This is a genomic window from Pseudoduganella lutea (assembly GCF_004209755.1).
GTDB lineage: Bacteria > Pseudomonadota > Gammaproteobacteria > Burkholderiales > Burkholderiaceae_D > Rugamonas > Rugamonas lutea.
In genome coordinates, this window is the sequence record NZ_CP035913.1 from 919156 (window position 1) to 941621 (window position 22466).

Sequence of the window (22466 nt, forward strand, 5' to 3'; positions counted from 1 at the left end):
GAGCCTGTCATGAAACATCTTCCCCAAGTACGCAACAAGGCCCTGCTGGCCGGCGCCCTCGCGCTGGTCGCGGGCACCAGCCTGGCCGCGCAGGACTGCATCGACCTGCGCGGTGGCAGCGACGCGCAGACGCTGCAGCTGGTGCGCGGCAAGTCCACGCTCAAGCGCTTCTGCACGCCGGCGGCCCAGGTGACCGTGGGCGCCCCCGAGATCGCCAACGTGGTCGTGCCCAATGCCAGCGAAGTGGTGATCGTGGCGCGCAGCGTGGGCACGACGAACCTGATCGTGTCGGGTCGCGACGGCCGCTCCACCGTGTTCGACATCGCCGTGGCGATCGACACGGCGCCGCTGCGCACCCAGTTCGCCGCGCTGTTCCCGGCGGAGAAGGACGTGCGCATCGACAGCACCGGCAATGCGCTGGTGTTGTCCGGCATGGTGAGCGACTCCGCCGTGGCCAGCCAGCTCGTGGCGCTGGCCAGCGCGTTCCAGGAAAGCGCGCAGGCCTCGGCCGCCGGCGCGGGCAGCCCGCCCGCCAGCGGCGTGGGCGCGGCATCGGCGCCCGGTGCCGGCGCGGCGGCCGCATCGTCGTCGAACGCGTCGAAAGTGCTGAACATGCTGGCCGTGGCGGCACCGCAGCAGGTGCTGCTGGAAGTGAAGATCGCCGAAGTGTCGAAATCGCTGGTCGACCAACTGGGCGCCAACCTGGGCTTCACCAAGACCAACGGCAGCTGGACCTACGGCATCGCCTCCAGCCTGCTGGCGGACACGGGCAACGTGCTGGGCGCCATGAAGAACGCGACCACGCAGCTGGTGATCGACGGACAGAAACGCGATGGCCTCGTGAAGATCCTGGCCGAACCCACCGTGATGGCGATCAGCGGCCAGGAAGCCAGTTTCCTGGCGGGCGGCAAGATCTTCATTCCGGTGGCGCAGAGTTCGGCCACCGGCGGCAACACCATCACGCTGGAAGAAAAGGAATACGGCGTGGCCGTGAAGTTCATGCCGACCGTGCTGGCCGGCGGCCGTATCAACCTGCGCGTGGCGCCGGAAGTGTCGGAACTGAACCGCGAAGGCATCGGCATCAGCAGCAGCACGACGGGGGCCACGGCGATCCTGCCCGCGTTCACCACGCGCCGCGCCAGCACCACGGTGCAGCTGCAGGATGGCCAGAGCTTCGCCATCGGTGGCCTGATCCGCAACAACGTGACGAGCAACATCAAGCGCTTCCCGTTCCTGGGCGACGTTCCCGTGCTGGGCACGCTGTTCCGCAGCAGCGATTTCCAGAACGACCGCACCGAGCTGGTCTTCATCGTGACGCCGCACCTGGCCAAGCCTCTGCCGGCCGCACCGCGCCTGCCGACGGACGACTACGTGCAGCCGAGCCGCGCCCAGTTCCTCATCGGCGGCCAGCACGAAGGCAGCGCCCGTCCGGCGCCTGCCGCCACTCCCGCTTCGAAGGAGCAACCATGAAGACCTTCCTTAATTTTTTCCGTACTGCCGCCGTGACCGTGGCATGCCTCGCGGCCATGAGCGGCTGCGCGACGCGGCACCCGGCCGGCACCGGCGCCACCGTGCGCGCCATCATGGCCAGCCAGGTGGTTCCGGCCCAGCCCCGGCCAGAGCGGGGAACGGATGCAGCGGCCGCGATGGCGGGCTATGCCAATTACCAGCGATCGTACGTGACGCCGACGCCGCAAGGCGACAGCGCAATGATCGGTTCGGGCCTCGGCGGAAAGTAAGGAAACAACATGAAAATCGCAGTCCTGTCGCGTGACGACCGCCACCTGATCGAGGTGGCGCGCCAGTTGCGCAACCGCCCCGGCACCGACGAGGTAGACATGATCGCCGGCACGCCGGCACGCCTGACCACGCTGGCCGACGATGCCGTGCCCGACGTGCTCGTGGTGGACCAGCCGCGCGCCGACGAAGGGGAGCTGGACCAGCTCGAGCGCCTCGGCCACCTGTTCCCGCGAATGGCGTTCATCGTGCTGACGGGCGACCTGTCGCAGGAATTCCTGCTGCGCGCCATGCGCGCCGGCGTGCGCGAAGTGCTGCCGGCGAATCCGGCCGCCGCCGCGCTGGAACAGGCGCTCGACCGCGTGGCCGAGAAGCTGGGCACGCAGGGCGGCACGAACGGCAAGGTGCTGGCCTTCATTTCCTGCAAGGGCGGCAGCGGTTCCACCTTCCTGGCCACGAACCTGGCCTACGCACTCTCCGCCGGCGGCACCAAGCGCGTGGCGCTGATCGACATGAACCTGCAGTTCGGCGATGCGTCGCTGTTCGTTTCCGACATCAAGCCGCTGGCGACCCTGTCGGACGTGGCCACGCAGATCCACCGTCTCGATCCGTCGTTCCTCGCCTCGAGTATGGTCAGCGTGACGCCGAACTACAGCGTGCTGGCGGCGCCTTCGGACCCCGCCCACGCGAGCGACGTGAAGCCCGAGCACATCGACGCCATCGTCAAGCTGGCACGCCGCCAGTACGACTTCATCGTGCTGGACGTGGGCCGCAGCCTGGACCCGGTGAGCATCCGCGCGCTCGACCATGCCGACACGATCTACCCGGTGCTGCAGATGACGCTGCCGTACATCCGCGACGGCAAGCGCCTGCTGACCGTGTTCCGCAACCTGGACTACGGCAAGGACAAGATCGAACTGATCGTCAACCGGCACGACAAGAACAGCGATATCCGCCTGAAGGATCTCGAGGATGCGTTCGAGACGAACGTGCTGCGCACGATGCCGAACCATTACGACGCGGCCGCGAAGTCCGTCAACCAGGGCGTGCCGGTGACGCGCCTGGTGCCCGACAGCCCCCTGTCGGCGGCGCTCGAAGACATGGCCCGCGGCCTCACCGGGGAAGCCACACCGCAGCAGGCCGGCAGCCTGATCTCGCGCCTGTTCGGGCGCCGCGCCGCCTGAGCGGCACTTAGGAAAAGCACACGATGAACATGCCCTCCTCTTCCCTGCGCGAACGCCTCGGCAATGGCGCGCCGCGCCCCACCGCGCAGCGCGGCGCGATCGACAACCGCGCCTATCACCAGCTCAAGAGCCGCATCCATGAAGCCCTGCTCGACCGGATCGACCTGGAAAGCATGCAGCGCCTGTCGCAGGACCAGATCCGCCAGGAGCTGCGCATCCTCGTCGAGCGCCTGCTCGAGGAAGAGATGGTGGTCATCAACGATGCCGAGCGCAAGACCCTCACGCGCGACATCCAGAACGAGATGCTCGGCTTCGGCCCGCTGGAGCCGCTGCTGGAAGACCCCACCGTGTCCGACATCCTCGTCAACACGCACAAGCAGGTGTACGTGGAACGGCGCGGCCGCCTGGAGCTGACCGACGTGACGTTTACCGACGATGCGCACCTGATGAAGATCATCGACAAGATCGTGTCGCGCGTGGGCCGCCGTATCGACGAATCGAGCCCGATGGTCGATGCGCGCCTGCCGGACGGCTCGCGCGTCAACGCCATCATCCCGCCGCTGGCGATCGACGGCCCGGTGATGTCGATCCGGCGCTTCTCGGCCGACCCGCTGCGCCTGGCCGACCTGGTCTCCTACGGCAGCATGACGGCCGACATGGCCGAGGTGCTGCAGGGCCTGGGCAAGGCCAAGGTGAACATCCTGATCTCGGGCGGCACGGGCAGCGGCAAGACCACGATGCTGAACGTGATCTCCGGCTTCATCAGCCAGAACGAGCGCATCGTCACGGTGGAAGACGCCGCCGAACTGCAGCTGCAGCAGCCGCACGTGGTGCGCCTCGAAACGCGCCCCGCCAATATCGAGGGCAAGGGCGAAGTCACGCAGCGCGCGCTGGTGCGCAATGCGCTGCGAATGCGCCCGGACCGCATCATCCTGGGCGAGGTGCGCGGCGCCGAGGCGCTGGACATGCTGGGCGCGATGAACACGGGCCACGAAGGCTCGATGGCGACGATCCACGCGAATACCCCGCGCGATGCGCTGACGCGCCTGGAAAACATGGTGAGCATGGCGGCCGCCACGCTGCCGGCGAAGGCGATGCGCCAGCAGATCAGTTCCGCTGTCGGCGTCGTGGTGCAGGTATCGCGCCTGACCGACGGCAAGCGCAAGGTGCTGTCGATCTCCGAGGTGACGGGCATGGAAGGCGATGTCATCACGATGCAGGAGATCTTCTCGTTCAAGCAGACCGGGGTGACCGACGACGGCGCCGTGCAGGGCCACTTCACGGCCAGCGGCGTGCGGCCACGGTTCTCCGAGCGGCTGCGCACGTTCGGCGTGACGCTGTCGCCGGCCGTGTTCGAACCGCGCATGGAAATCGCGCGATGAACACCACGTTCGCGCTGTTCGTGGTGCTGCTGTTCGCCGCCGTGGCGCTGCTGGTCTGGGGTGTCTACACGGGCTGGATGGCGCACCGCGACCCGGAGGCAGAGCGCGTGGCGCGCCGCCTGCGCGGCATCATCGGCGGCGAAATACGGGAATCCGACGTCACCATCGTCAAGGAGCGCCGGCTCAGCGAGAGCGCCGAGGTGGATGCGCTGCTGCGCCGGCTGCCCGGCATCCGCCTGCTGGACCGCATGCTGATGCAGGCCGGGGCGCGCTACCTGGCGGCGCGCCTGGTGGCTTACTGTACCGTGGGCTTCCTGGCCGGCGCGCTGCTTGCGGCCTGGCTGGCCTTGCCGCTCTACGCCCTGCCACTGGCCGGCGCGGCGGGCGCCAGCCTGCCGTTGCTGCACCTGGGGCGCGCACGCGAGCGGCGCCTTGCCCGTTTCGAGCGCCAGCTGCCCGAAGCGCTGGACATGATGAGCCGCGCCATGCGTGCCGGCCACGCGTTCCCCACCGCCGTGAAGCTGGTCGGCGACGAGATCGCCGCGCCGCTCGGCGAGGAATTCAAGGCGGCGTTCGACGAAGTGAACTTCGGCATCGGCATGGGCGACGCCCTGAACAACCTGGCCCAGCGCGTGCCCAGCATGGACCTGCAGTATTTCGTCGTGGCCGTGCTGATCCAGCGCGAGACGGGCGGCAACCTGACGGAACTGCTGTCCTCCATCAGCGCCATCATCCGCGACCGCCACCGCCTGCTGGGGCAGGTGCAGGTGCTGTCGGCCGAAGGCCGCATGTCGGCCTGGATCCTGTGCCTGCTGCCGTTCGGCGCGGGCGCCATGATGTATGCGGCCAATCCGGAATCGATGTCCGTGCTGGCCACCGACCCTGGCGGCCGCAAGCTGGTCGGCATTGCCGCGCTGATGATGGTCATCGGCGTGCTGGCGATCCGCAAGATCATCCGCATCCGCGTGTGAGGCCTCGGCATGACTAACGTACAGATCCTGATCCTGGCAGCCGTGTTCGTGCTGATCTTCGGCGCCGCCGTGCTGGCGATGCTCGTGCTGACGCGCGACCCCGTGAAGCACCGGCTCTCCGCGCTGGACGAGCGCGACAGTTCGGCTGCTTCATCAACCGGCTCGCCCGCCCGTGACTGGCTGCAACGCCTGTCGCAACTGGCCGAACCGCTGGCGAAGCTGTCCGTGCCGGCCGAAGGCTGGGAAAACTCGCCCGTGCGGCTGCGTTTCATCAACGCGGGCTGGCGCGGGCCGTCCACGCCGGGCCTGTTCCACGCCGGGAAGACGGCGCTGGCCATCGGCCTGCCACTGGCGACATGGCTGCTGCTGGGCAGCGATCCGCAACACGACGGCAGCATGACTTTCCTGGGCGTGGCCCTGGCCGCCGCCTGCGGCTACTACGCGCCCGACCTCGTGCTGCGGCGCCGCATCGCCAACCGCCAGCGCGAGATCTTCGAGTCGTTTCCCGATGCGCTGGACCTGATGACCGTGTGCGTGGAAGCGGGCCTGGCGATGGATGCCGCGCTGGCCCGTGTAGGCGCGGAAATCGGCTTGAAGAGCGCTGTGCTGGCCGAAGAGCTGCAACTGGTGACGCTGGAACTGCGCGCTGGCAGCAGCAAGGACAAGGCGCTGCGCAACCTGGCCCTGCGCACCGGCGTGGAAGACGTTGACGCGCTGGCGAAGATGCTGATCCAGGCGGACCGCTTCGGCACGAGCATCGGCGTGGCACTGCGCATCCAGTCGGAGCAGCTGCGCACGCGGCGGCGCCAGCTGGTGGAGGAACGAGCCGCGAAGATCGCCACGAAACTGCTGTTCCCGCTGATCTTCTTCATTTTCCCGGCCCTGCTGGTGGTGCTGCTGGGACCGTCCCTCATCCAGATCACGAAGGCGATCACGCCGGTGACCGGCCTGACGGGGTAATGTCAGGTAGGCCAAACCCAGAGGCGGATTCCGGGGGCAGGGAGGAGCGCTGGCCTGCAGGCCAGCACCGCTTTGCCGGCAAGGAGCGGTGCTCCTTGAAATCCCGGCAAAGCCCCGCCGGGTCTGACCCCAGCCCTTTGCTTTTGTGGTGAATGCCTGCATTTCGAACTGCCGGAGTGGGCGTCAGATCGACGTCGGCAACTTCGCGACCTCGCGTTCGGCCGTCACGGTGAAATCGTCCAGCGAGACGGTTGCCTGCCTCAGGGCGGTGCCCCGCAGGAACAGCACGTTGATGTGCCGCCCGGCTTCTGCCTTGTGGGACAGCACCCGCGTCACGTCGCGCAACACGGGTTTCATGCCGGTGCCATCGGGCTTCGCCAGCGCGACCGTGACGGCGTTGCCCGCCTTGCCCGCGTCGTCGCCAGCCCGGCGCTCCGTGAATTCCAGATAGAGCGCCGCGGTGCGTCCGTCGCGCCGCCCCTCTTCTCCCTCGCGCAACTGCTCCAGCACGTGCACCTCGTTCCGGTGGGCCTTGAACAGCCAGCGGGCCGGCTGGCCCGCACCGCCGATGAACAGCACGTTCCTCGCTTCGCCGCTCCGCCCGGCAGAATAAGCACGCTCCCGGTTCGTGACGACCAGCCGCACCATGTCGGTATCGGCACCGTGGACCTGTTCGGCGTCCGCGAAGCCGAGGATGACGGCGTTGCTGCTCTCCACCGTCTTTTCCTCCACCTTGGCCATGCCCGGTTCCTTGACCGGTCCCCCGTCCAGCGACAGCAAACCCAGCACGGCCGCGCCGGCAAACATGCCCAGCAGGGCAAGCAGCAGGAGCAGGCTGACAAGGCGGTTGATGACGATGAAATAGCGGTCGGTGCGGGAGATGTGGGCAGTCATGTTCGCGGCAGAAGTTATGGATTTGTCACTACTGCCGCAGTGTATCAGCCTGGCGCCGCACGCCACGGCCCCCCCGTGGGCCGTGGCGTGCGCCTTACCAGTGTCAGCGCCTGGTTTCCGCCAGCAGGTCCACCACCGCCAGGCCGGCCAGATCCTGCTCCGTGTTGCCGGCAAACGCGGCGCGGCTGGCGGGGGTGCCCTGCAGCCAGGCGCGCACGACCCGCTTGACGTCATCCTGCGTGCAGCCCAGCACCCCGCGCCGGAACTGCTGGCGGATCTCCGGGGTGACGCCGCGGCGCCCCATCTGCCACGCGGCCCGCACGCCGTCCCACGGCGCATCGGGCTTGTCGAGGCCCTGGATGACGCTGATGATGGCTTCCTCCACCTGCTCGTCCGTGTAGTCGGTGGCCAGCACCCGGTCCAGCGCGGCCTGGAAATCGGCGTAGGTGCCTGCCAGGCGCGGATCGCGGTACGACGACATCGAGAACACGCCCGTGTCGCCGGCATAGCTGGCGCTGCCGCCATACGCGCCGCCCTCTTCGCGCAGCAGCGTGTGCAGCGCCTGGTGCGTCAGCAGCTCGGCCGCCACGGCCAGCACGCCGGCATCCTCGTGGCCGACGGCCGGGGTTGCCCAGGCGATGACGCAATGGTTGACCTGGCTGGCCGCGTGCAGCGCGGCATTGGCCAGCGGCCGCGTTTCCTTCGCCGTGGTACTCAATGCGCCGGTGACGGACGGTGCGGCGGCAAACCCGGTGGTCGCCGGCACGGAAGTGGCTACCTGCTCCGCCACCAGGCCCGCGAGCACCTGCCCGTCGTCGCCGCTGCCGCCCGCCAGGATGGTGGACGGGCTGGCCACCACCGCGGCATGCACGCGGGCCAGTTCGGCGGCAATGGTGGCCAGGCCTTCGGCCGTCGCCGCCAGTTGCTCGATGCGGCCGATGAAGGGCAATGAACCGGCGCCACGGGTGGCGTCCAGGAACTGCCGTGCCGGCGCGAAGGGCGCGCCGGCGGCCAGCGCCGCATAGCCGTTGCCCGCCTGGGCCAATCCGTTCAGCGTATTCTCGACCTTGCTTTCGATGAGGAAGGCCAGCCGATCGTGCTCGTCGAAGCGCGGCTGCCCGATATAGGTCGCCAGCACGGTGGCGATGTTCGCATGTTCCTCGCGCAGGCCGCTGGCCGCGAAGGCCAGGTCGAGCAGCAGCGCGCCCGTGACGGACTGCGTGGCCCGCAACTCGAGGCTGAACGACGGCACCATGCGCTGGCGCCAGGCGCCCGCGTCGGCGTAGGTGGACCCGACGATGCCCAGGTCGTCCCGCAGTTCCGCGTACAGCGACAGCCACGGCCAGTCCGCGGCGGGGAATGCCGACACGTCGAACGTGACGTTCGCATAGGAGATGCCGTTCGACGCGATGCTGCCGGCGAAGGCGCGTTCACCTGCCGGCACCAGCGCCTGCAGCGTGCGGGGCGCGGGGCTGACGTCGGACGGCCGGATGCGTGGCAGCAGGTGCGTTTCCACCGGTTGCTGCTGGCGCGCCTGCAGGGCTGCCGACTCGGCCTGGATGCGCGCGCGGTCCGCGTCGCCCAGCGCCGCTTCCGCTTCGGCCAGGCGCGCACGCTCGGCCTCGTCGCGCGCGGTGAAGTACGCGGCATCCGGCACGACGGTCGTCGTCAGGCGGGCGGACGACGCGAGCAGTCCACGCACGAGGTTCTTGAAATAGTCGGGATCGGCGATGTCGCGCTCCAGCCCCGCCACCACGGCTTCATTGTCGAAGGCGCCGACGACGTCGCCTTCGCGCATCGCCACGGGCAGCGCCGCCAGCAGGCGTTCCAGCACGTTCGGCACATAGCCGCCGCGCGTATCGCGCTGCTGGTATTTCAGGTCCCGGAGGGCCGCCTGCAGCGTGGCGGGCGGCACGCCGGTTTCGGCCACCCGCTCCAGCGCCGACCACATATGCGCCTGGGCCAGCGGCACTTCGTCCACCGTCAGGCCTTCCATGCCGAGGTGGAACAGCATCTGGCGGGCATTGTCTTCATGGCCGTTGAGCTGCGCCGGCCGGCCATAGCCGGCCGTTTCCATCGCCAGCGTCAGCGGCGCGGCGGCATCGCCGAGCAGGCCGGCCGTGAGCAGGCCGGCGTCGAGCGCCACGCGCGGGTCGGCCGATTCGCCCAGCAGCCAGGCCAGCTGGATGCCATATTCGTTGTCGCGCGCCTCCTGCGACGGGATGCGCACCGTGTTGCTGCGCGGAGCCGCAGGGATCTCCGCCAGTTGCGGCACCCGGCGCGGGAAAGCGCCCGGCAGCTGCGCCAGCACGCGCTCGGCGATCTGGCGCTGGATGGCCTCGGCGGAGATCGGGCCGGCCGTCATGAAGATGGCCTGCGACGGGTGATAGTGGCTGGCGTGGAACTCCTTGAGCATCGCGTGGGTGAGTTCCGGGATCACGAGCGGGTCGCCGCCGGAGTCGAACGCATACGTGGTATCGGGCAGCAGGGTACCGGCGATGCCCTGGTACAGCGCGTGCATCGGATCGGTGAACGCGCCTTTCATTTCATTGAAGACCACGCCTTGGTAGGCGAGCTTGCCGTCTTCCAGCCCGTGGCGCCAGCCTTCCTGCAGGAAGTCCAGGTAGTCGAGTTTCGGGAAGAACGCGGCGTCCAGGTACACGTCGAGCAGATTGAAGAAATCGGGCTCGCTCGTGCTGGCGAACGGGTAGACGGTACGGTCGGCATACGTGAACGCATTCATGAACGTGGCCGTGGAGCGCCGCATCATCGCGAAGAACGGGTCGCGCACCGGGTAGCGTTGCGAGCCGCACAGCGCCAGGTGTTCCAGGATGTGCGCGCGGCCATCGCTGGCGTCCGGCACGGTGGGAAAGGCCACCAGGAAGGCCATCTCCGCACCGGCGTTGGCCAGGTGGATATGGCGCGCGCCGCTGGCAGGGTCCAGGTATTCCTCTACCGAAGCCTGCAGGGAGGGGATCGCATGCTCGCGGATTTTCTTGAAATGGGTCATGAAAGTGCTTTTCCAATGTCGTGTAACAGTGCAGACGTTCTGCGGCCGGAACCGGACCATGCCAGTTCCGGTTTCATTTTACAAGGCCCGGGTGCCGGCACGTGCCCAACCGTGCGGGCTCAGGCGGCGCAACGCGCCGGCACGCTGAACGACACCGTGCAGCCCTGCCCCGGCCCGCCATCGATGCGCAGCGTGCCGCCCAGCCGGGCGATCCGCTCGCGCATACCGACCAGCCCCCAGTGCCCCGCCCTGCCGGCCTGCGCCAGATCGGGGGCCATGCCACAGCCATCGTCGGTCACCGAGCCTTCGACACCGCTGGCCGAGGCATGCAGCGAGACGACGATGCGCGCGGCGCCGGAATGCCGGGCGCTGTTGACGATGGCTTCCTGGATCACGTAGAAAAGCTCGTCGGCGACGTCGGCACCGAGCAGCTCCACGCAGCCGGTGAACGCCAGCTCCACCCGCCCGCGCACCGCCGCTTCCAGCCCTTCGATGGCATGGTCCAGGCGCGCGACCAGCGCGGGCTTGATGGCCTCGCGCCGCAGGTTCATGACTTCGTCACGGGTTTCCTCGATCACGGCATCGGCCCGCGCCAGCGCGTTGCCCAGTGATTTTTCCTCGGGCGTGCCCTTCGGCATGCGCATCAGCACGGCATGGCAATTGAGGACCAGCGCGTGCACGCCCTGCAGCAGGTTGTCGTGCAGGTTGCGGGCAATGCGTTCGCGCTCCTCGATGCGGGCCGCCGTTTTCTCGGCGGCGCGGCGTGCCACCGCGGCGATGCGCCACCGATACAGCGCGAACAGCAGCGATGCGACGGCGATGGCGGCCAGGCCGCGGAACCACGTGGTTTGCCACACGGTGGGGGCAATATGGAAATCGAGGGTCGCACCCGCCTCGTTCCACACGCCATCCTCGTTGGCCGCCGCGACCTGGAAGCGGTAATCGCCCGGCCCCAGGTTCGTGTAGCGCGCCGCGCGCTCGGACTGCGGCTCCTGCCATTCCTGGTCGACACCGGAGAGGCGGTAGCGGAACCGCACCCGTTCCGGGATCGACAGCGCGGTGGCGGCGAAGCGGATCTCGACGCCTGTGGTGCCGGCCGCCAGCGTCATGCCCGGCGTGGCTATCGTGTCGCCATCGCGCGTGCGCAGCGACCGCACCAGCACCGTCGGCGCCCGGGTATTGCGCCGGATCGCGGCCGGATCGATCCAGCCCACCTGCGACCCGGTTGCATAATAGACCTTGCCGTCCGCCGCCACGGCGAGCGAAGGCAGCGGGCGGATCTGCGCCACCTGGCCGCGCAGGCCGTCCTCGTGGTTGAACACTTCCCAGGGAAGGCGGTGCGCCGGGTCGGCCCAGAAACCCGCCAGCGCCGTGGCCGCCACGCGGAACAAGCCATCCGGCCCGTGCAGCCACAGGTCGCCGCGCCGGTCCAGGCCCATGCCCGAGATGCCGAGGAATGCGGGCATGTGCGCCGGCACCATCGGCTGCGCCTTTTCGCCGCGCAGCCACACGATGCCTCGGTCGCCGCCCACAAGCAGCCTGCCATCGATCTCGAGCAGGCTGAGGATGTTGCCGACGGACCCGGCAAGACCGGTGGCGACGAGGCGCACGCCCGTGGCCGTGAGCTCGCCAAGCCGGCCATTCGTGAAGCCGAGCCACGTGCGCCCGGAGGCACCAGTGAGCATGCGGACCGGCGTGGCGTCGCCGCCCGGGAGATCACCGGGCAGCTTCGTCCACGTGCCGTTCGAGAACTGGAACAGGCCATGGCGCACGATGGCCACCCACAGTTTCCCGGTCTTGTCCGTCGTGATGCCCTGCACTTCGAAATCCTTGCCGATACGGGCAGGCAGCGGCCAGGCCGCCATGCCCGCCGGCGTCATGTGAAACAGGCCGGAAGGGCCGCCGAGCCATACGCTGCCGGCACTTTCGCGGTGCATGGCCGTGATGCCCGTCAGGCCGGGCAATCGCTTCCTGCCGGCCGCATGGATCTGCCAGACGCTGCCTTTGGCGCCGGTGGCCACGAGCATGCCGGTACCGAGGCCCTGCCCGGGCAGGAAGCCCAGCTCGGTGCCGGGGAACGGCACTTCGTGCAGGCGGCGCACGCGATAGCGCTCGACGCCGTCGAGGGTGGTGACCCACAGGTTGTTCTCCCGGTCGACCAGCATGCGGTTGGCCATCCTCCCCGGCAGCCCTCCGCCTTCGAAGGTCTGGCCGGCATGCAGAACGCCATCGGCCCCATTGCGCAGCACCGTGGTGCCATGGTTGAGCCAGGCCCAGACGGTGGCATCCGGCCCCTCGAACAGCGTATTCTCGCGGTTGTAGCCGACGGTATTGCGTATCGTCTCGGGCACGCCGCTGGACGAGAACCGCGTGAGCTGGCCATTGGCGGTATATACGGATGCCTGGCCGCGGACGATCGCCGGCCAGGAATTCTGCGGCAGTGCCGCTACATGGTGGAACCGGCCCGCTCCTTTCGGCATCGCATACAGGTTCGCATTCGCCACCGTCCACAGCGTGCCCCCGGCATCGAACTGCGTCCACATGATGAAGCTTGGCGAAGCCCCCAGCCCCGCCATCGCCGTCCACTTGCCGTGCCCGGCATCGAGTCGCGCCATGCCCGTGCTCGAACCCATGTACAGCGTGCCTGCGCCATCGACGGCCAGCGCGCCGACGGAACCGGCAGGCACGCCGTCGGCCGTGGTGTAGTGCCGGGCGCCGCTGCGCGTGAATGTGGAAACGCCGCCGAACTGGTAGCCCACGGCGATGCCGCCGCGGATGGCCACCACGTTGACGAGGTTATTCGATGGCAGGCGGTGGCCGTACACCGCCTCCTCGCGCGTGAAATGCGCACCGTCAAAACTGTAGAGGCCCGTCACGGTGGCGAACCACAGCACGCCGTCGGCGTCCTGCGCGATACCGTAGGCCGATTGGGGCGCGCCCTCGGCGCGCGTCCAGATGCGGCGCTCGAACGATGGCGCCGCCATGGCGAAACTTATTGTCGCCAGCTCCCACAACAACACCAGCCCGAGCAGGATGAAACGACGACCCGACATGCTTTCCCTCCCAAATGCAGGGGCGAAGTGTAACCGCTGGGAGGTTTTAGCGTGAAATGGGTGGTCATCCGGCGCTAGGCCGCGCGGGAATAGCTGCGGGTGGCGTCGACCAGCGTGCGGGTGTAGGGATTCGTTACGCCGCCGTTGCCGAGCGCGCTGCTGGCCAGCGTATCCACGATGCGGCCCTGCTGCATCACGGCCAGGCGATCGCACAGGTGCACCACCACGCCCAGGTCGTGGGTGACGAGGATGTAGGTCAACCCGTCGCGCGCCCGCAGCTCGGCCAGCAGGTTGAGGATCTCGGCCTGCACCGACACATCCAGCGCGGATGTCGGCTCGTCCAGCAGCAGGATGCGCGGCTCGAGGATCAGGGCGCGCGCGATGGCCACGCGCTGCCGCTGGCCGCCCGACAGCTGGTGCGGGTAGCGGTGGCGGAACGATTCGTTCAGGCCCACCTTCACCAGCATCTGCGAGACGCGCTCGTGCTGCCGGTCCATCCGGTGGATGACCAGGGGCTCCATCAGCGCCGCGTCGACGGTATGGCGCGGATGCAGCGAACCATAGGGGTCCTGGAACACCATCTGCATCAGGCGGCAGCGCTCGCGCGTGAGCTTGTGCCCCAGGGCCCGGCCTCCGATTGTCATTTCGCCATGCCAGTGGCTGTACAGGCCGGCCAGGCAACGCAGCACCGTGCTCTTGCCGGAGCCGGATTCGCCGACCAGCCCGAACGCCTCGCCCTCGCCCACCGAGAAGCCCACGTCATGCAGCACCTGCTGGTACTGGCTGCCTTCGCCGAACCCCAGTTGCAAGGCTTTTACGGTGATCATGCGTTGATTTCCTGTTGAGTGAGCCAGCTGGGGTCACGCTGCAGCACCGGCAGCACGGCGCGCCGATGGTCGATGTCCGGCAAGGCCGCCAGCAGGCTGCGTGTGTAGGGGTGCTGCGCGCGGTCCAGGTCCGCCGCCGCGATGGATTCGACCACGCGCCCCGCATACATCACGAGCACGCGGTCGCAGAAACTGCGCACCAGGTTCAGGTCGTGGCTGATGAAGACCAGCCCCAGGCCCCGTTCATCGACGAGATCGTCCAGCACGGACAGCACCTGCGAGCGCACCGACACGTCCAGCGCGGACGTCGGCTCGTCCGCGATCACCACCTGCGGGTTCGGGATCAGCATCATGGCGATCATGATGCGCTGCCCCATGCCGCCCGAGATCTCGTGCGGATAGCGGTCGTAGACGCGCTGCGGCTCGCGGATGCGCACCTTCTCCAGCATCGCGATCACCATGTCGCGCACCTGCGCGCGCGGCAGTTTGTGGTGGACGAGTACCGCTTCGGCGATCTGGTCGCCCACGCGCATCACGGGATTGAGCGAATACTTCGGATCCTGCATGATCATCGACATGCGCTGCCCGCGGATGGCGCGCATCGCCTTCTCGTCGGCGCGCAGCAGGTCGGTGTCGCCGAAGCGCAGCACGCGGGCATCGATGCGGGCGCTGGCCGGATGCAGCTTGAGCAGCGCGCGGCCCACGGTCGACTTGCCCGATCCGGATTCGCCCACGATGGCCAGCTTTTCCCGGCCCAGCCTGAACGACACGCCGCGCACGGCATCCACCAGGCCATCGCGCGTGGCGAAGCGCACGCTCAGGTCTTCCACTTCGAGTTTGACGTCGGTCATTGGCGTTTCCTTTCAGCTCCGGGGATCGAACATGTCGCGCAGGCCATCGCCCAGCAGGTTGAAGGCGAGGCTGACCAGCATGACCGCCGCACCGGGCATGGCCACCAGCCACCAGCACTCCATCATGTAGCGGCGCCCGGCCGAGATCATGGCGCCCCACTCCGGCGATGGCGGTTGCGCCCCCAGCCCCAGGAAGCCGAGGCCGGCGGCGGTCAGGATGATGCTGGCCATGTTCATGGTCAGCCGCACCAGCACCGACGACAGGCACAGCGGCGCGATATGGCGCAGCAGGATGCGCAGCGACGAGGCGCCCTGCAGCTGCACGGCCGCCACGAAGTCTGCCTTGCGCAGCGAGCGTGTCTCCGCCCGCGCGAGGCGCGCGATCGGCGGCCACGCGGTAAGGGCGATGGCGATCACGGCATGCTCCAGGCCCGGCCCGAGCGCGGCCACGAAGGCCAGGGCCAGCACCAGGCTGGGGAAGGAAATGAAGATGTCCGTCACGCGCATGAACAATGTATCGACCCAGCCGCCGAAATAGCCGGAGATGGTGCCGATGGCCAGCCCGATCGGGCCGACCACCAGCGTGACGAGGCCCACGATGTACAGCGTGGTGCGGGCGCCGTACACGAGGCGGCTGAAGCTGTCGCGCCCGTACTCGTCGGTGCCGAACCAGTGTGCAGCGCTCGGCGGTTGCAGCGCTTGCGACAGGTCCTGCAATAGCGGGTTGTGGGTGGCGACCCACGGCGCGGCGCAGGCCACGGCCAGCAGTAGCAGGATCACCACGACCCCGGCCAGGGTCATGGGATTGTGCAGCAGGTGGCCCATGGCGCGGCGCAGGGCCTGGCGGCGGGCGGGCGTGGGGGCAGCCGACGGTGCGGAAGGCGGCATCGGGGCGGAAGATGGCATCAGGGCGGAAGTGGTCATCAGTGCATCCGTGGGTCGAAGACCTGGTACAGCAGGTCGGAAAGGAGATTGAGGCCGACGAAGATGATGCCGACCACCAGCACGCAGCCCATCACCGCGCTCATGTCGCCCAGCAGCATGCTGTTGGTCAGGTACTGGCCGAAGCCGGGCCAAGCGAACACGGTTTCGATGAGCACCGCGCCTTCGAGCAGCCCGCCATACGCGAGCGCGACGATGGTCAGCAATTGCACCCGGATATTGCGGAAGGCGTGGCCCCAGATGACGCGGGACTCGGGCAGGCCCTTGACGCGCGCCGTGAGGATATATTCCTGCGACAGCTGCGCCAGCATGAAGCTGCGCGTCATGCGGCTGATGTAGGCCATCGAATGCAGGCCCAGGATCCCCGCCGGCAGCATGAGATGGCGCACGCTGTTGCCGAATGCGGGCCAGTTGCCCGCCAGCGAGCTGTCCACCAGCATCAGGCCGGTAACCGGCGGCAGCAAGCCATCGAACGCGAGATCGATGCGCCCGGAACCGCCGGCCCAGCCCAGCCAGGCGTAGAAGACCAGCAGCCCCATCATGCCGAACCAGAACACGGGCGTGGAATAGCCGGTCAGGCTCAGCAGGCGCACCGCATTGTCCTGCCAGTGGCCGCGGTGGCTGGCCGCCAGCACCCCCAGCGGCACGCCGGCCAGCGTGCCGATCAGGATGGCGAAGGTGGCCAGTTCCAGCGTGGCCGGGAACACGCGGGCGATATCGGCGCCGACGGGGTTCCCGGTCAGCAGCGAGACGCCCAGGTTACCGTGCGCCAGTTCGTTCAGGTAGCGGCCGAACTGCACCCATAGCGGCTGGTCGAGGCCCAGTTGCACCGCCACCTGCTGGTAGGTCGAGGCATCGGCATCCGGACCCACGATCGACAGCACCGGGTCGATCGGCATCACGCGGCCGATGAAGAAGGTCAGCGCCAGCAGGCCGAACAGCGTGACCAGGGTGCTCAGCAGGCGTGCGCGCAGTGCGCCCGCGCGTGCCCATGCGTTTGCCAATGAGGTTGTCATGAAGTGAGCCGATAAGTGAGCCAATGAGTGAGCCAATGCGTGAGCCAAAGAGTGGGCCAAAGGGTGGGCCAATGAGCTGGACATGGTGTCGCCTCCCGCGCCGCGCTCAGTCCTTGTGGACATCGCGCAGGTGGGTGGTGGCGGATGGATGGCCGACATAACCGTGCACGCGCCTGCTCAACACGACCGTTTCCTGCATCTGCGCGATGGGCTGGATGGCGCCCACTTCGCTGTCGTACAGGCGCTGCACCTCGCGGTACATGGCGTTCTGCCGCGCTTCGTCGGGTTCGCGCACGGCCTCTTCGATGAGCCGGTTGATGGCCGGGCTGTGGAACCCGGTGCGCCAGCCCTGGAAATTGGTGAGCCTGGCGGCGTCGCTGTTGTCCGGGTTGTAGACGAGGGCCCGCAGGTTGGCATGCGGATGCGGCTCCACGCCGCCGCCGCCGCGGCCGACCACGATATCGAATTTGCGATCGCGCATGGCGCCATAGACCTGGTTGCCGGTGCCGGACAGGATCTCCGCGTCGATACCGGCCAGGGCCAGCGTGGCCTGCAGCGAGGTGGCGATATTGATCAGCGGCGGATCGGACAACACCCGGATCGTGGTGCGGAAGCCTTGCGGGTAACCCGCTTCGGCCAGCAGCTTGCGCGCACGCGGCACATCGAGCCGGTAGCCAGGATCGGGCAATGCCGCCGCCAGCCCGATCATCACCGGCCGCTGGTGGGCCACGCCGTAGTTCGGCATGATGGCCTTGTTGATGCCGTCGTAGTCGATCAGGCTGCGCAGTGCCAGGCGCACGCGGCGGTCCGCGAAGCGCGGGTTCTTCATGCTGAGCGCCACGTAGTACGAGGTACCGCGCAGCACCGGCTGCACGACCACGCTGGCATCGTGCTTGAGCGCCTCGATATCCGGGCCGGCCATGCCGGCCGCCAGGTCGACATCGCCGCGCGTGATCATGAAGCGCAGCGACAGCGATTCCGGGATGTGGCGCATCACCACCCGACGCAGTTTCGCCGGCCCGCGCCAGTAGCCATTGAAGCGATCCATCAGCATGGCATCCTTGGCGCGCCATTCGGTCAGCGCGAACGGGCCGGAGCCTGCCGCGTGGGTCAGCAGCCAGGCGGCACCGAGGTCGCCATTGCGCTCGTGCGCGAGTACCGCCTGGCGGTCCAGGATGGCCGCGCTGACCGACGTGGCCAGCGTGTACAGCACCATTTTCGGATCGGTCGGTTCGGGAAAGTCGATGCGCAGCGTGCGGGCGTCGAGCGCCCGGATCAGGCGCGGCGCGTTGGCGGCGCTGAAGCCGTAGCTCTTCCATGGCGAAGCCATGGCGAGATTGAGCTTGAGCACCCGCTGCAGCGACCACGCCGCATCGTCCGCGGTGAGAAGGCGCCCGGACTGGAAGCGCACGCCCTCGCGCAGGGTCAGGGTCAGGCTGCGGCGATCGTCGGCGAACACCCAGTGCCCGGCCAGTGCCGGCCGCACGCGGGCCAGGTCGTGCGGATCGAGTTCGACCAGGTAGTCGTACAGGTTGGCCACCACGCCCAGCACGTCGTTGCCGGTGGCGCCGGCCGGATCGAGCGAGAGCAGGTTGTTCATGTTCATGCCGATCACCAGCTGGTCGCGCGGGGTGGCGGCCTGCGCCGGCGCCGCCAGCACCAGCGCGGCCAGGCAAGCCAGCGCGGCGAGCAGCCCGTTGCCGCGCGTGAGTAAGGTTCGTGCAAGGCTCATGCGCGCATCCTAGTAGGATTTCACGGTATTGGCGGCAATGTACTCGAAGTCGATGTCTTCGCCCAGGCCCGGCGCCTGCGACAGGTGCACGAAGCCGTCGGCATCCATCGGGTCCGGCAGGCACCGCAGGTAGGCCGGCGGCACATCATAGTCGAGGAAGGGATGCAGCAGGCCGCGCTCGTACCAGCGGCAGTTCTTGATCGCCGCCACCACCGTAAGATTCGCCGCGCCGTTGCCGTGCACTTCGCAGTCCATGCCGAAGGCGTCGGCCAGCGCGGCCACCTTCATGGTGGGCGTGATGCCCCCCACGCCGGGCACGCCGGCGCGCAGGATGTCGCATGCCCCAGCCTGCACCCAGTCGGCGCGGCTGTGATGCTTGCCCGAGATCGTTTCCGGGCCGACGATCGGGATGTCGAGCTGGTTCGCGAGCCAGGCGTAGGATGCGATGCTTTGCTCGTTCATCATCTCCTCGAACCACGCGTAGTCGAGCTTCTCGAGGGCGCGGCCGATGGCGAGCGCCTCGCTGCGGCTATACCAGTGATAGCCGTCCAGCATCAGCGCGATATCCGGGCCGACCGCCTCCCTCACCGCGGCGCACGCCTTGATATCCATGGCCGGACTGGGCGCGAACGATACCGGCGGCATCCACGTGTGCACCTTGATGGCCTTGTAGCCGCGCGCGACCAGTTTTTCGGCAAAGGCGGCATATTCGTCGGGCGTGGACAGGCCGCCCTGCAGTTCGTCGCCGCACATCGTGCTGCCATATGCCGGCACCTTGTCGCGGAAGCCGCCGAGCAGCTTGTAGACCGGCACGCCCAGCGCGCGGCCTGCCAGGTCCCACAGCGCCTGTTCGACCACGGCCAGCGCGCGGTCGGTCAGCTGCCCCGCGCTGCCGCGCTGCCAGTGCACCAGGTCCTGCCACAGGCGTTCGCGATCGAACGGGTCCTGCCCGACCAGCACCTTGCGCACGAAGGCTTCCAGCACATGGGGCCGCGCGACTTCGACCGGACCGAATGCATGACCGCTGACGCCATTGTCGGCGGTGATCGTCAGCATGGCCATGGGGACGTTCTTTTCGGGGCCGGGATGCGAGTGGCCGGCGGCGTCGACACTGCGCTTGCTCGGATAGTGGAAAACGGTGCCTTGTACACGTTCGATTTTCATGGACTGCCTTTCTTGAACTTTTAGAACTCGTAAGTCAGGCGCGCGTTGTAGGCACGGCCGATCGGGCTGGCGATATTGTTGGCGTAGGCGGTGGAATTCGAATTGGTGACAGGGGGATTCTCGTCGAACAGGTTGCTGATGCCCAGCGATACCCTGACATGCTTGATCCCCTTGTAGTTCACGGTCATGTTCCATACCGAATATGGTTCGATATCGCGGTGGAATTCCGGCGCCACGTTGTTCAGGTCGTGGTAGCCGGTGTTGTAGAACTGGGTCAGCTGGCTGAACCAGTCGCCGCGCTCCCAGGACAGGCGCAGCGTGTGCTTCCAGCGGAAGGTGTAGGTGGGACTGGCGCTGACATTGCCCGAGTTGACGGAGCCGAAGCGGCCCAGGTTGGAGATCCACGGGCCGTCCTTCTCCGTCTGGTTTTCGAACTTGGTGACGTAGGTGCCGTCCAGTGCGGCCTTGAACTGGCCGTATGAAGCCTTCGGCAACGCATACGACAGGCCCACGTCGATGCCGGTGGTGCGCAGGTCGCCCAGGTTGTCGACCGTGTTGCGCACGTAGGCGAGCGAGCCGTCCGGATTGCGCACGAAGAGGTCGGCATACTTCTCCGTATTGGTGAAGATGGAGTTCTGCGCCAGCTGGCCGATGCTGTCCTTCACGTGGATGTTGTAGTAGTCGAGCATCACCATCAGGTTGCGCACCGGCTCGATCACCACGCCCAGCGTGAGGTTGCGCGAGGTTTCAGGCTGCACGTCCGGATTGCTGCCCTGCTGTATCGGCAAGGCCGTGTTGCAGACCAGCAGCGGGTTGGCGCCCGGGACCGCCGTGCCGGTGCCGGCCATGCCCGTGGTGCCCGGGCAAAGCAGCGGATCGTCCCACTTGCTGGTGGACAGCGACGTGGCGCCTGGCAGGCGGTAGCCATACCGGTCGAACAGCGTGGGTGCGCGGAAGCCGGTGCTGGCCGAGCCGCGGAACATCACCTGCTTCGTGGGCTGCCAGCGAAAGCTGGCCTTGGGGTTGCTGGTGCCGCCGAAGTCGGAATAGTCGTCGTGCCGCGCCGCCACGTTGAAGCTCAGGTCCGCCGTCACCGGCAGATCGAGTTCGGTGGACACCGCGGCGATGTTGCGCCTGCCCTCGGCATAGCTGGGCAGGCGGTTCTGGTACGGCACGTCGATCACGCCGTCGAGCGCGCGGTCGTCGTTCGCGTCGCGGTGGTATTCGGCGCCGAGCGCCAGCGTCATGGCCCCGCCACCCAGTTGCATCAGTTCGCGCGTCAGCGTGAGGTCCGCGCCATAGTAGCGGTTCGTGGTGTGGCGGATCTGGCCACCGTCGGCGGAAATGCTCTTCAGGTATTCCATGCCCGCCGCGCTTTGTGCGCCGAAGGGATTCAGGATGCCGTTGGCCACGCCGGCCTGCAGCCCGGCGCCATTCAGGTAGCCGCGCACGAAGTACGAATCGCGCTTGCCTCGGCCGTAGATGCCGCCCAGCCGGTAATCCCACTGGCCGATGGTGCCTTCGCCGGTCACCACCACGCGCGTGGCCTGCTGCTTGTCCTTCGCGATGGCGGGGCCCAGTTCAGCGACGCTCCACGACACGTTCAGCGGTGAGCCGTTGATGCCGGCCATCGCCGGCACGCCGGCGCTGCCGCCCGGGTAATACGGGCTGGCCGGCGTGATCCGCGCCACAGCGCCATTGAAACCGACCGTGGTGGTGGGCGGCTTCTGGGTCTCGATATGCTCTTTCGCGTACAGGACTTCAGCGGTGACGAGGTGGTCGCCAGGGAGCTTGATGCTGCCCTTGGTGAAGAAATGGGCCTGGGCATTGGCCGGCAGGGCCAGCACGTAATTGGCATCCTGGACGCAGGTGTTGCGGGTGGCCGGCACCGAATACGGTGGCAGGCACCCGCTCGCATGATAGGGATTGCCCGTGATGCCGGTACTGGGCGAGAAGACGTTGGCCGGCCACGCATAGGTTCCGCTGGCGGCCTTCGGCGCGATGCCGAGACTGGCCAGCAGGGCCGGGTTGGTCAGCTCCGGACGGTCGGCCGATTCGAGCTTGTTGCGCTTGTGCACGTCGACCGTGGCATACACGTTCCAGCCGTCCGCCGCCAGGTCGCCGATGCCCCCGAGGATGCTTGCGCGGTGTTCGCGGCCGCCGCCCGACGCTTCGGGCCGGACCACCTGCCCGGTCAGCTCCAGGCCTTTATAGCTGCGCCGCGTCAGGAAGTTGACCACGCCGCCCATGGCGTCCGTGCCGTAGGTGGACGACGCGCCATCGCGCAGTACCTCGACCCGGTTCAGGGCACTGATGGGAATCAGGTCGACGTTGACGAAGCCGTTGCTGAGCGGCTCGTTGACCATGCGCCGGCCATTGAGCAGGACCAGCGTGCGGTTGATGCCGATGCCGCGCATGTTCATGTTGGTGCCGGCGCCCGCCGACGAGGGTGCATTGGTGGCGCTCGACGGCAGCGACGTGGCCAGGTCGGCCACCGTGGTCAGTGCGGCATTCGCGATGTCGTCCGACTTCACGGTCGAGACCGGCAACGCCATCTCGCCGGCGACGCGCTTGATCGTGGAACCAGTGACTTCCACCCTGGCCATCGGGGGCGCGGCCTCCGGTGCGGTGGTCGCTTCCTGTGCCGCAGCCTGTCCGGCAAGAACCGAGACTGCCAGCGCGATCGCGCTCAAGGCAAGCCGATGGGGAACGGGGTGATGACTGTGATGCATGCTGTCTCCTC

At 68.0% G+C, this 22466-nt stretch carries 16 protein-coding genes; 6 read left to right on the plus strand and 10 right to left on the minus strand.

Features of this window, described 5'->3' with window-relative positions:
- The first annotated feature begins 9 nt into the window (after window positions 1-9).
- Genes EWM63_RS03795 through EWM63_RS03820 form a run of 6 tightly spaced genes read left to right on the plus strand, consistent with a single transcriptional unit; the run spans window position 10 to window position 6234 of the window.
- Entirely contained in the window at window positions 10-1470 is a 1461-nt protein-coding gene (locus tag EWM63_RS03795; RefSeq protein ID WP_130185350.1) for a type II and III secretion system protein family protein, read from the plus strand.
- Window positions 1467-1739 carry a hypothetical protein gene (locus tag EWM63_RS03800; protein ID WP_130185351.1) on the plus strand — a complete coding sequence of 91 codons (273 nt, stop codon included), beginning with the start codon at window positions 1467-1469 and terminating at the stop codon, window positions 1737-1739. Before EWM63_RS03795 ends, EWM63_RS03800 begins: the two co-directional genes overlap by 4 nt.
- Window positions 1740-1748: 9 nt before the next feature.
- Complete coding sequence (locus tag EWM63_RS03805) at window positions 1749-2921, plus strand: CpaE/TadZ family protein (RefSeq protein WP_130185352.1); 1173 nt, start codon at window positions 1749-1751, stop codon at window positions 2919-2921.
- 23 nt (window positions 2922-2944) lie between these two features.
- The gene (locus EWM63_RS03810) at window positions 2945-4303 is read left to right on the plus strand and encodes a TadA family conjugal transfer-associated ATPase (RefSeq protein WP_130185353.1); all 1359 of its coding nucleotides are present in this window, start codon (window positions 2945-2947) and stop codon (window positions 4301-4303) included.
- A complete protein-coding gene (locus tag EWM63_RS03815) occupies window positions 4300-5274 on the plus strand; it encodes a type II secretion system F family protein (protein WP_130185354.1) in 975 nt (324 codons plus the stop codon). The genes EWM63_RS03810 and EWM63_RS03815 overlap by 4 nt, the downstream gene beginning before the upstream one ends.
- Window positions 5275-5283: 9 nt before the next feature.
- On the plus strand, window positions 5284-6234 hold the full coding sequence (locus EWM63_RS03820; RefSeq protein WP_130185355.1) for a type II secretion system F family protein: 951 nt from the start codon (window positions 5284-5286) through the stop codon (window positions 6232-6234).
- 183 nt (window positions 6235-6417) lie between these two features.
- Here the strand turns inward: EWM63_RS03820 and EWM63_RS03825 are convergent, their stop codons facing one another.
- From EWM63_RS03825 to EWM63_RS03870, 10 genes are all read right to left on the minus strand, one after another.
- The gene (locus tag EWM63_RS03825; protein ID WP_130185356.1) at window positions 6418-7128 is read right to left on the minus strand and encodes a hypothetical protein; all 711 of its coding nucleotides are present in this window, start codon (window positions 7126-7128) and stop codon (window positions 6418-6420) included.
- 103 nt (window positions 7129-7231) lie between these two features.
- Entirely contained in the window at window positions 7232-10138 is a 2907-nt protein-coding gene (locus EWM63_RS03830) for an insulinase family protein (RefSeq protein ID WP_130185357.1), read from the minus strand.
- Window positions 10139-10257: 119 nt separating this feature from the next.
- Window positions 10258-13191, minus strand: a complete 2934-nt coding sequence (locus EWM63_RS03835; protein WP_130185358.1) for a sensor histidine kinase — start codon at window positions 13189-13191, stop codon at window positions 10258-10260.
- A 74-nt stretch (window positions 13192-13265) separates the two neighbouring features.
- Window positions 13266-14018: an ABC transporter ATP-binding protein gene (locus EWM63_RS03840; RefSeq protein WP_130185359.1), complete on the minus strand. Its 753-nt coding sequence runs from the start codon at window positions 14016-14018 to the stop codon at window positions 13266-13268.
- Window positions 14015-14869, minus strand: a complete 855-nt coding sequence (locus EWM63_RS03845) for an ABC transporter ATP-binding protein (protein ID WP_130185360.1) — start codon at window positions 14867-14869, stop codon at window positions 14015-14017. Before EWM63_RS03845 ends, EWM63_RS03840 begins: the two co-directional genes overlap by 4 nt.
- A 12-nt stretch (window positions 14870-14881) precedes the next feature.
- A complete protein-coding gene (locus EWM63_RS03850; protein ID WP_130185361.1) occupies window positions 14882-15793 on the minus strand; it encodes an ABC transporter permease in 912 nt (303 codons plus the stop codon).
- A complete protein-coding gene (locus EWM63_RS03855) occupies window positions 15793-16827 on the minus strand; it encodes an ABC transporter permease (RefSeq protein WP_130185362.1) in 1035 nt (344 codons plus the stop codon). The genes EWM63_RS03850 and EWM63_RS03855 overlap by 1 nt, the downstream gene beginning before the upstream one ends.
- 106 nt (window positions 16828-16933) lie before the next feature.
- Window positions 16934-18559, minus strand: a complete 1626-nt coding sequence (locus EWM63_RS03860; protein ID WP_130185363.1) for an ABC transporter substrate-binding protein — start codon at window positions 18557-18559, stop codon at window positions 16934-16936.
- Window positions 18560-18568: 9 nt separating this feature from the next.
- Window positions 18569-19723, minus strand: a complete 1155-nt coding sequence (locus tag EWM63_RS03865) for a mandelate racemase family protein (RefSeq protein ID WP_130185364.1) — start codon at window positions 19721-19723, stop codon at window positions 18569-18571.
- A gap of 20 nt (window positions 19724-19743) precedes the next feature.
- Window positions 19744-22455: a TonB-dependent receptor plug domain-containing protein gene (locus tag EWM63_RS03870; RefSeq protein ID WP_130185365.1), complete on the minus strand. Its 2712-nt coding sequence runs from the start codon at window positions 22453-22455 to the stop codon at window positions 19744-19746.
- Window positions 22456-22466 lie beyond the last annotated feature (11 nt).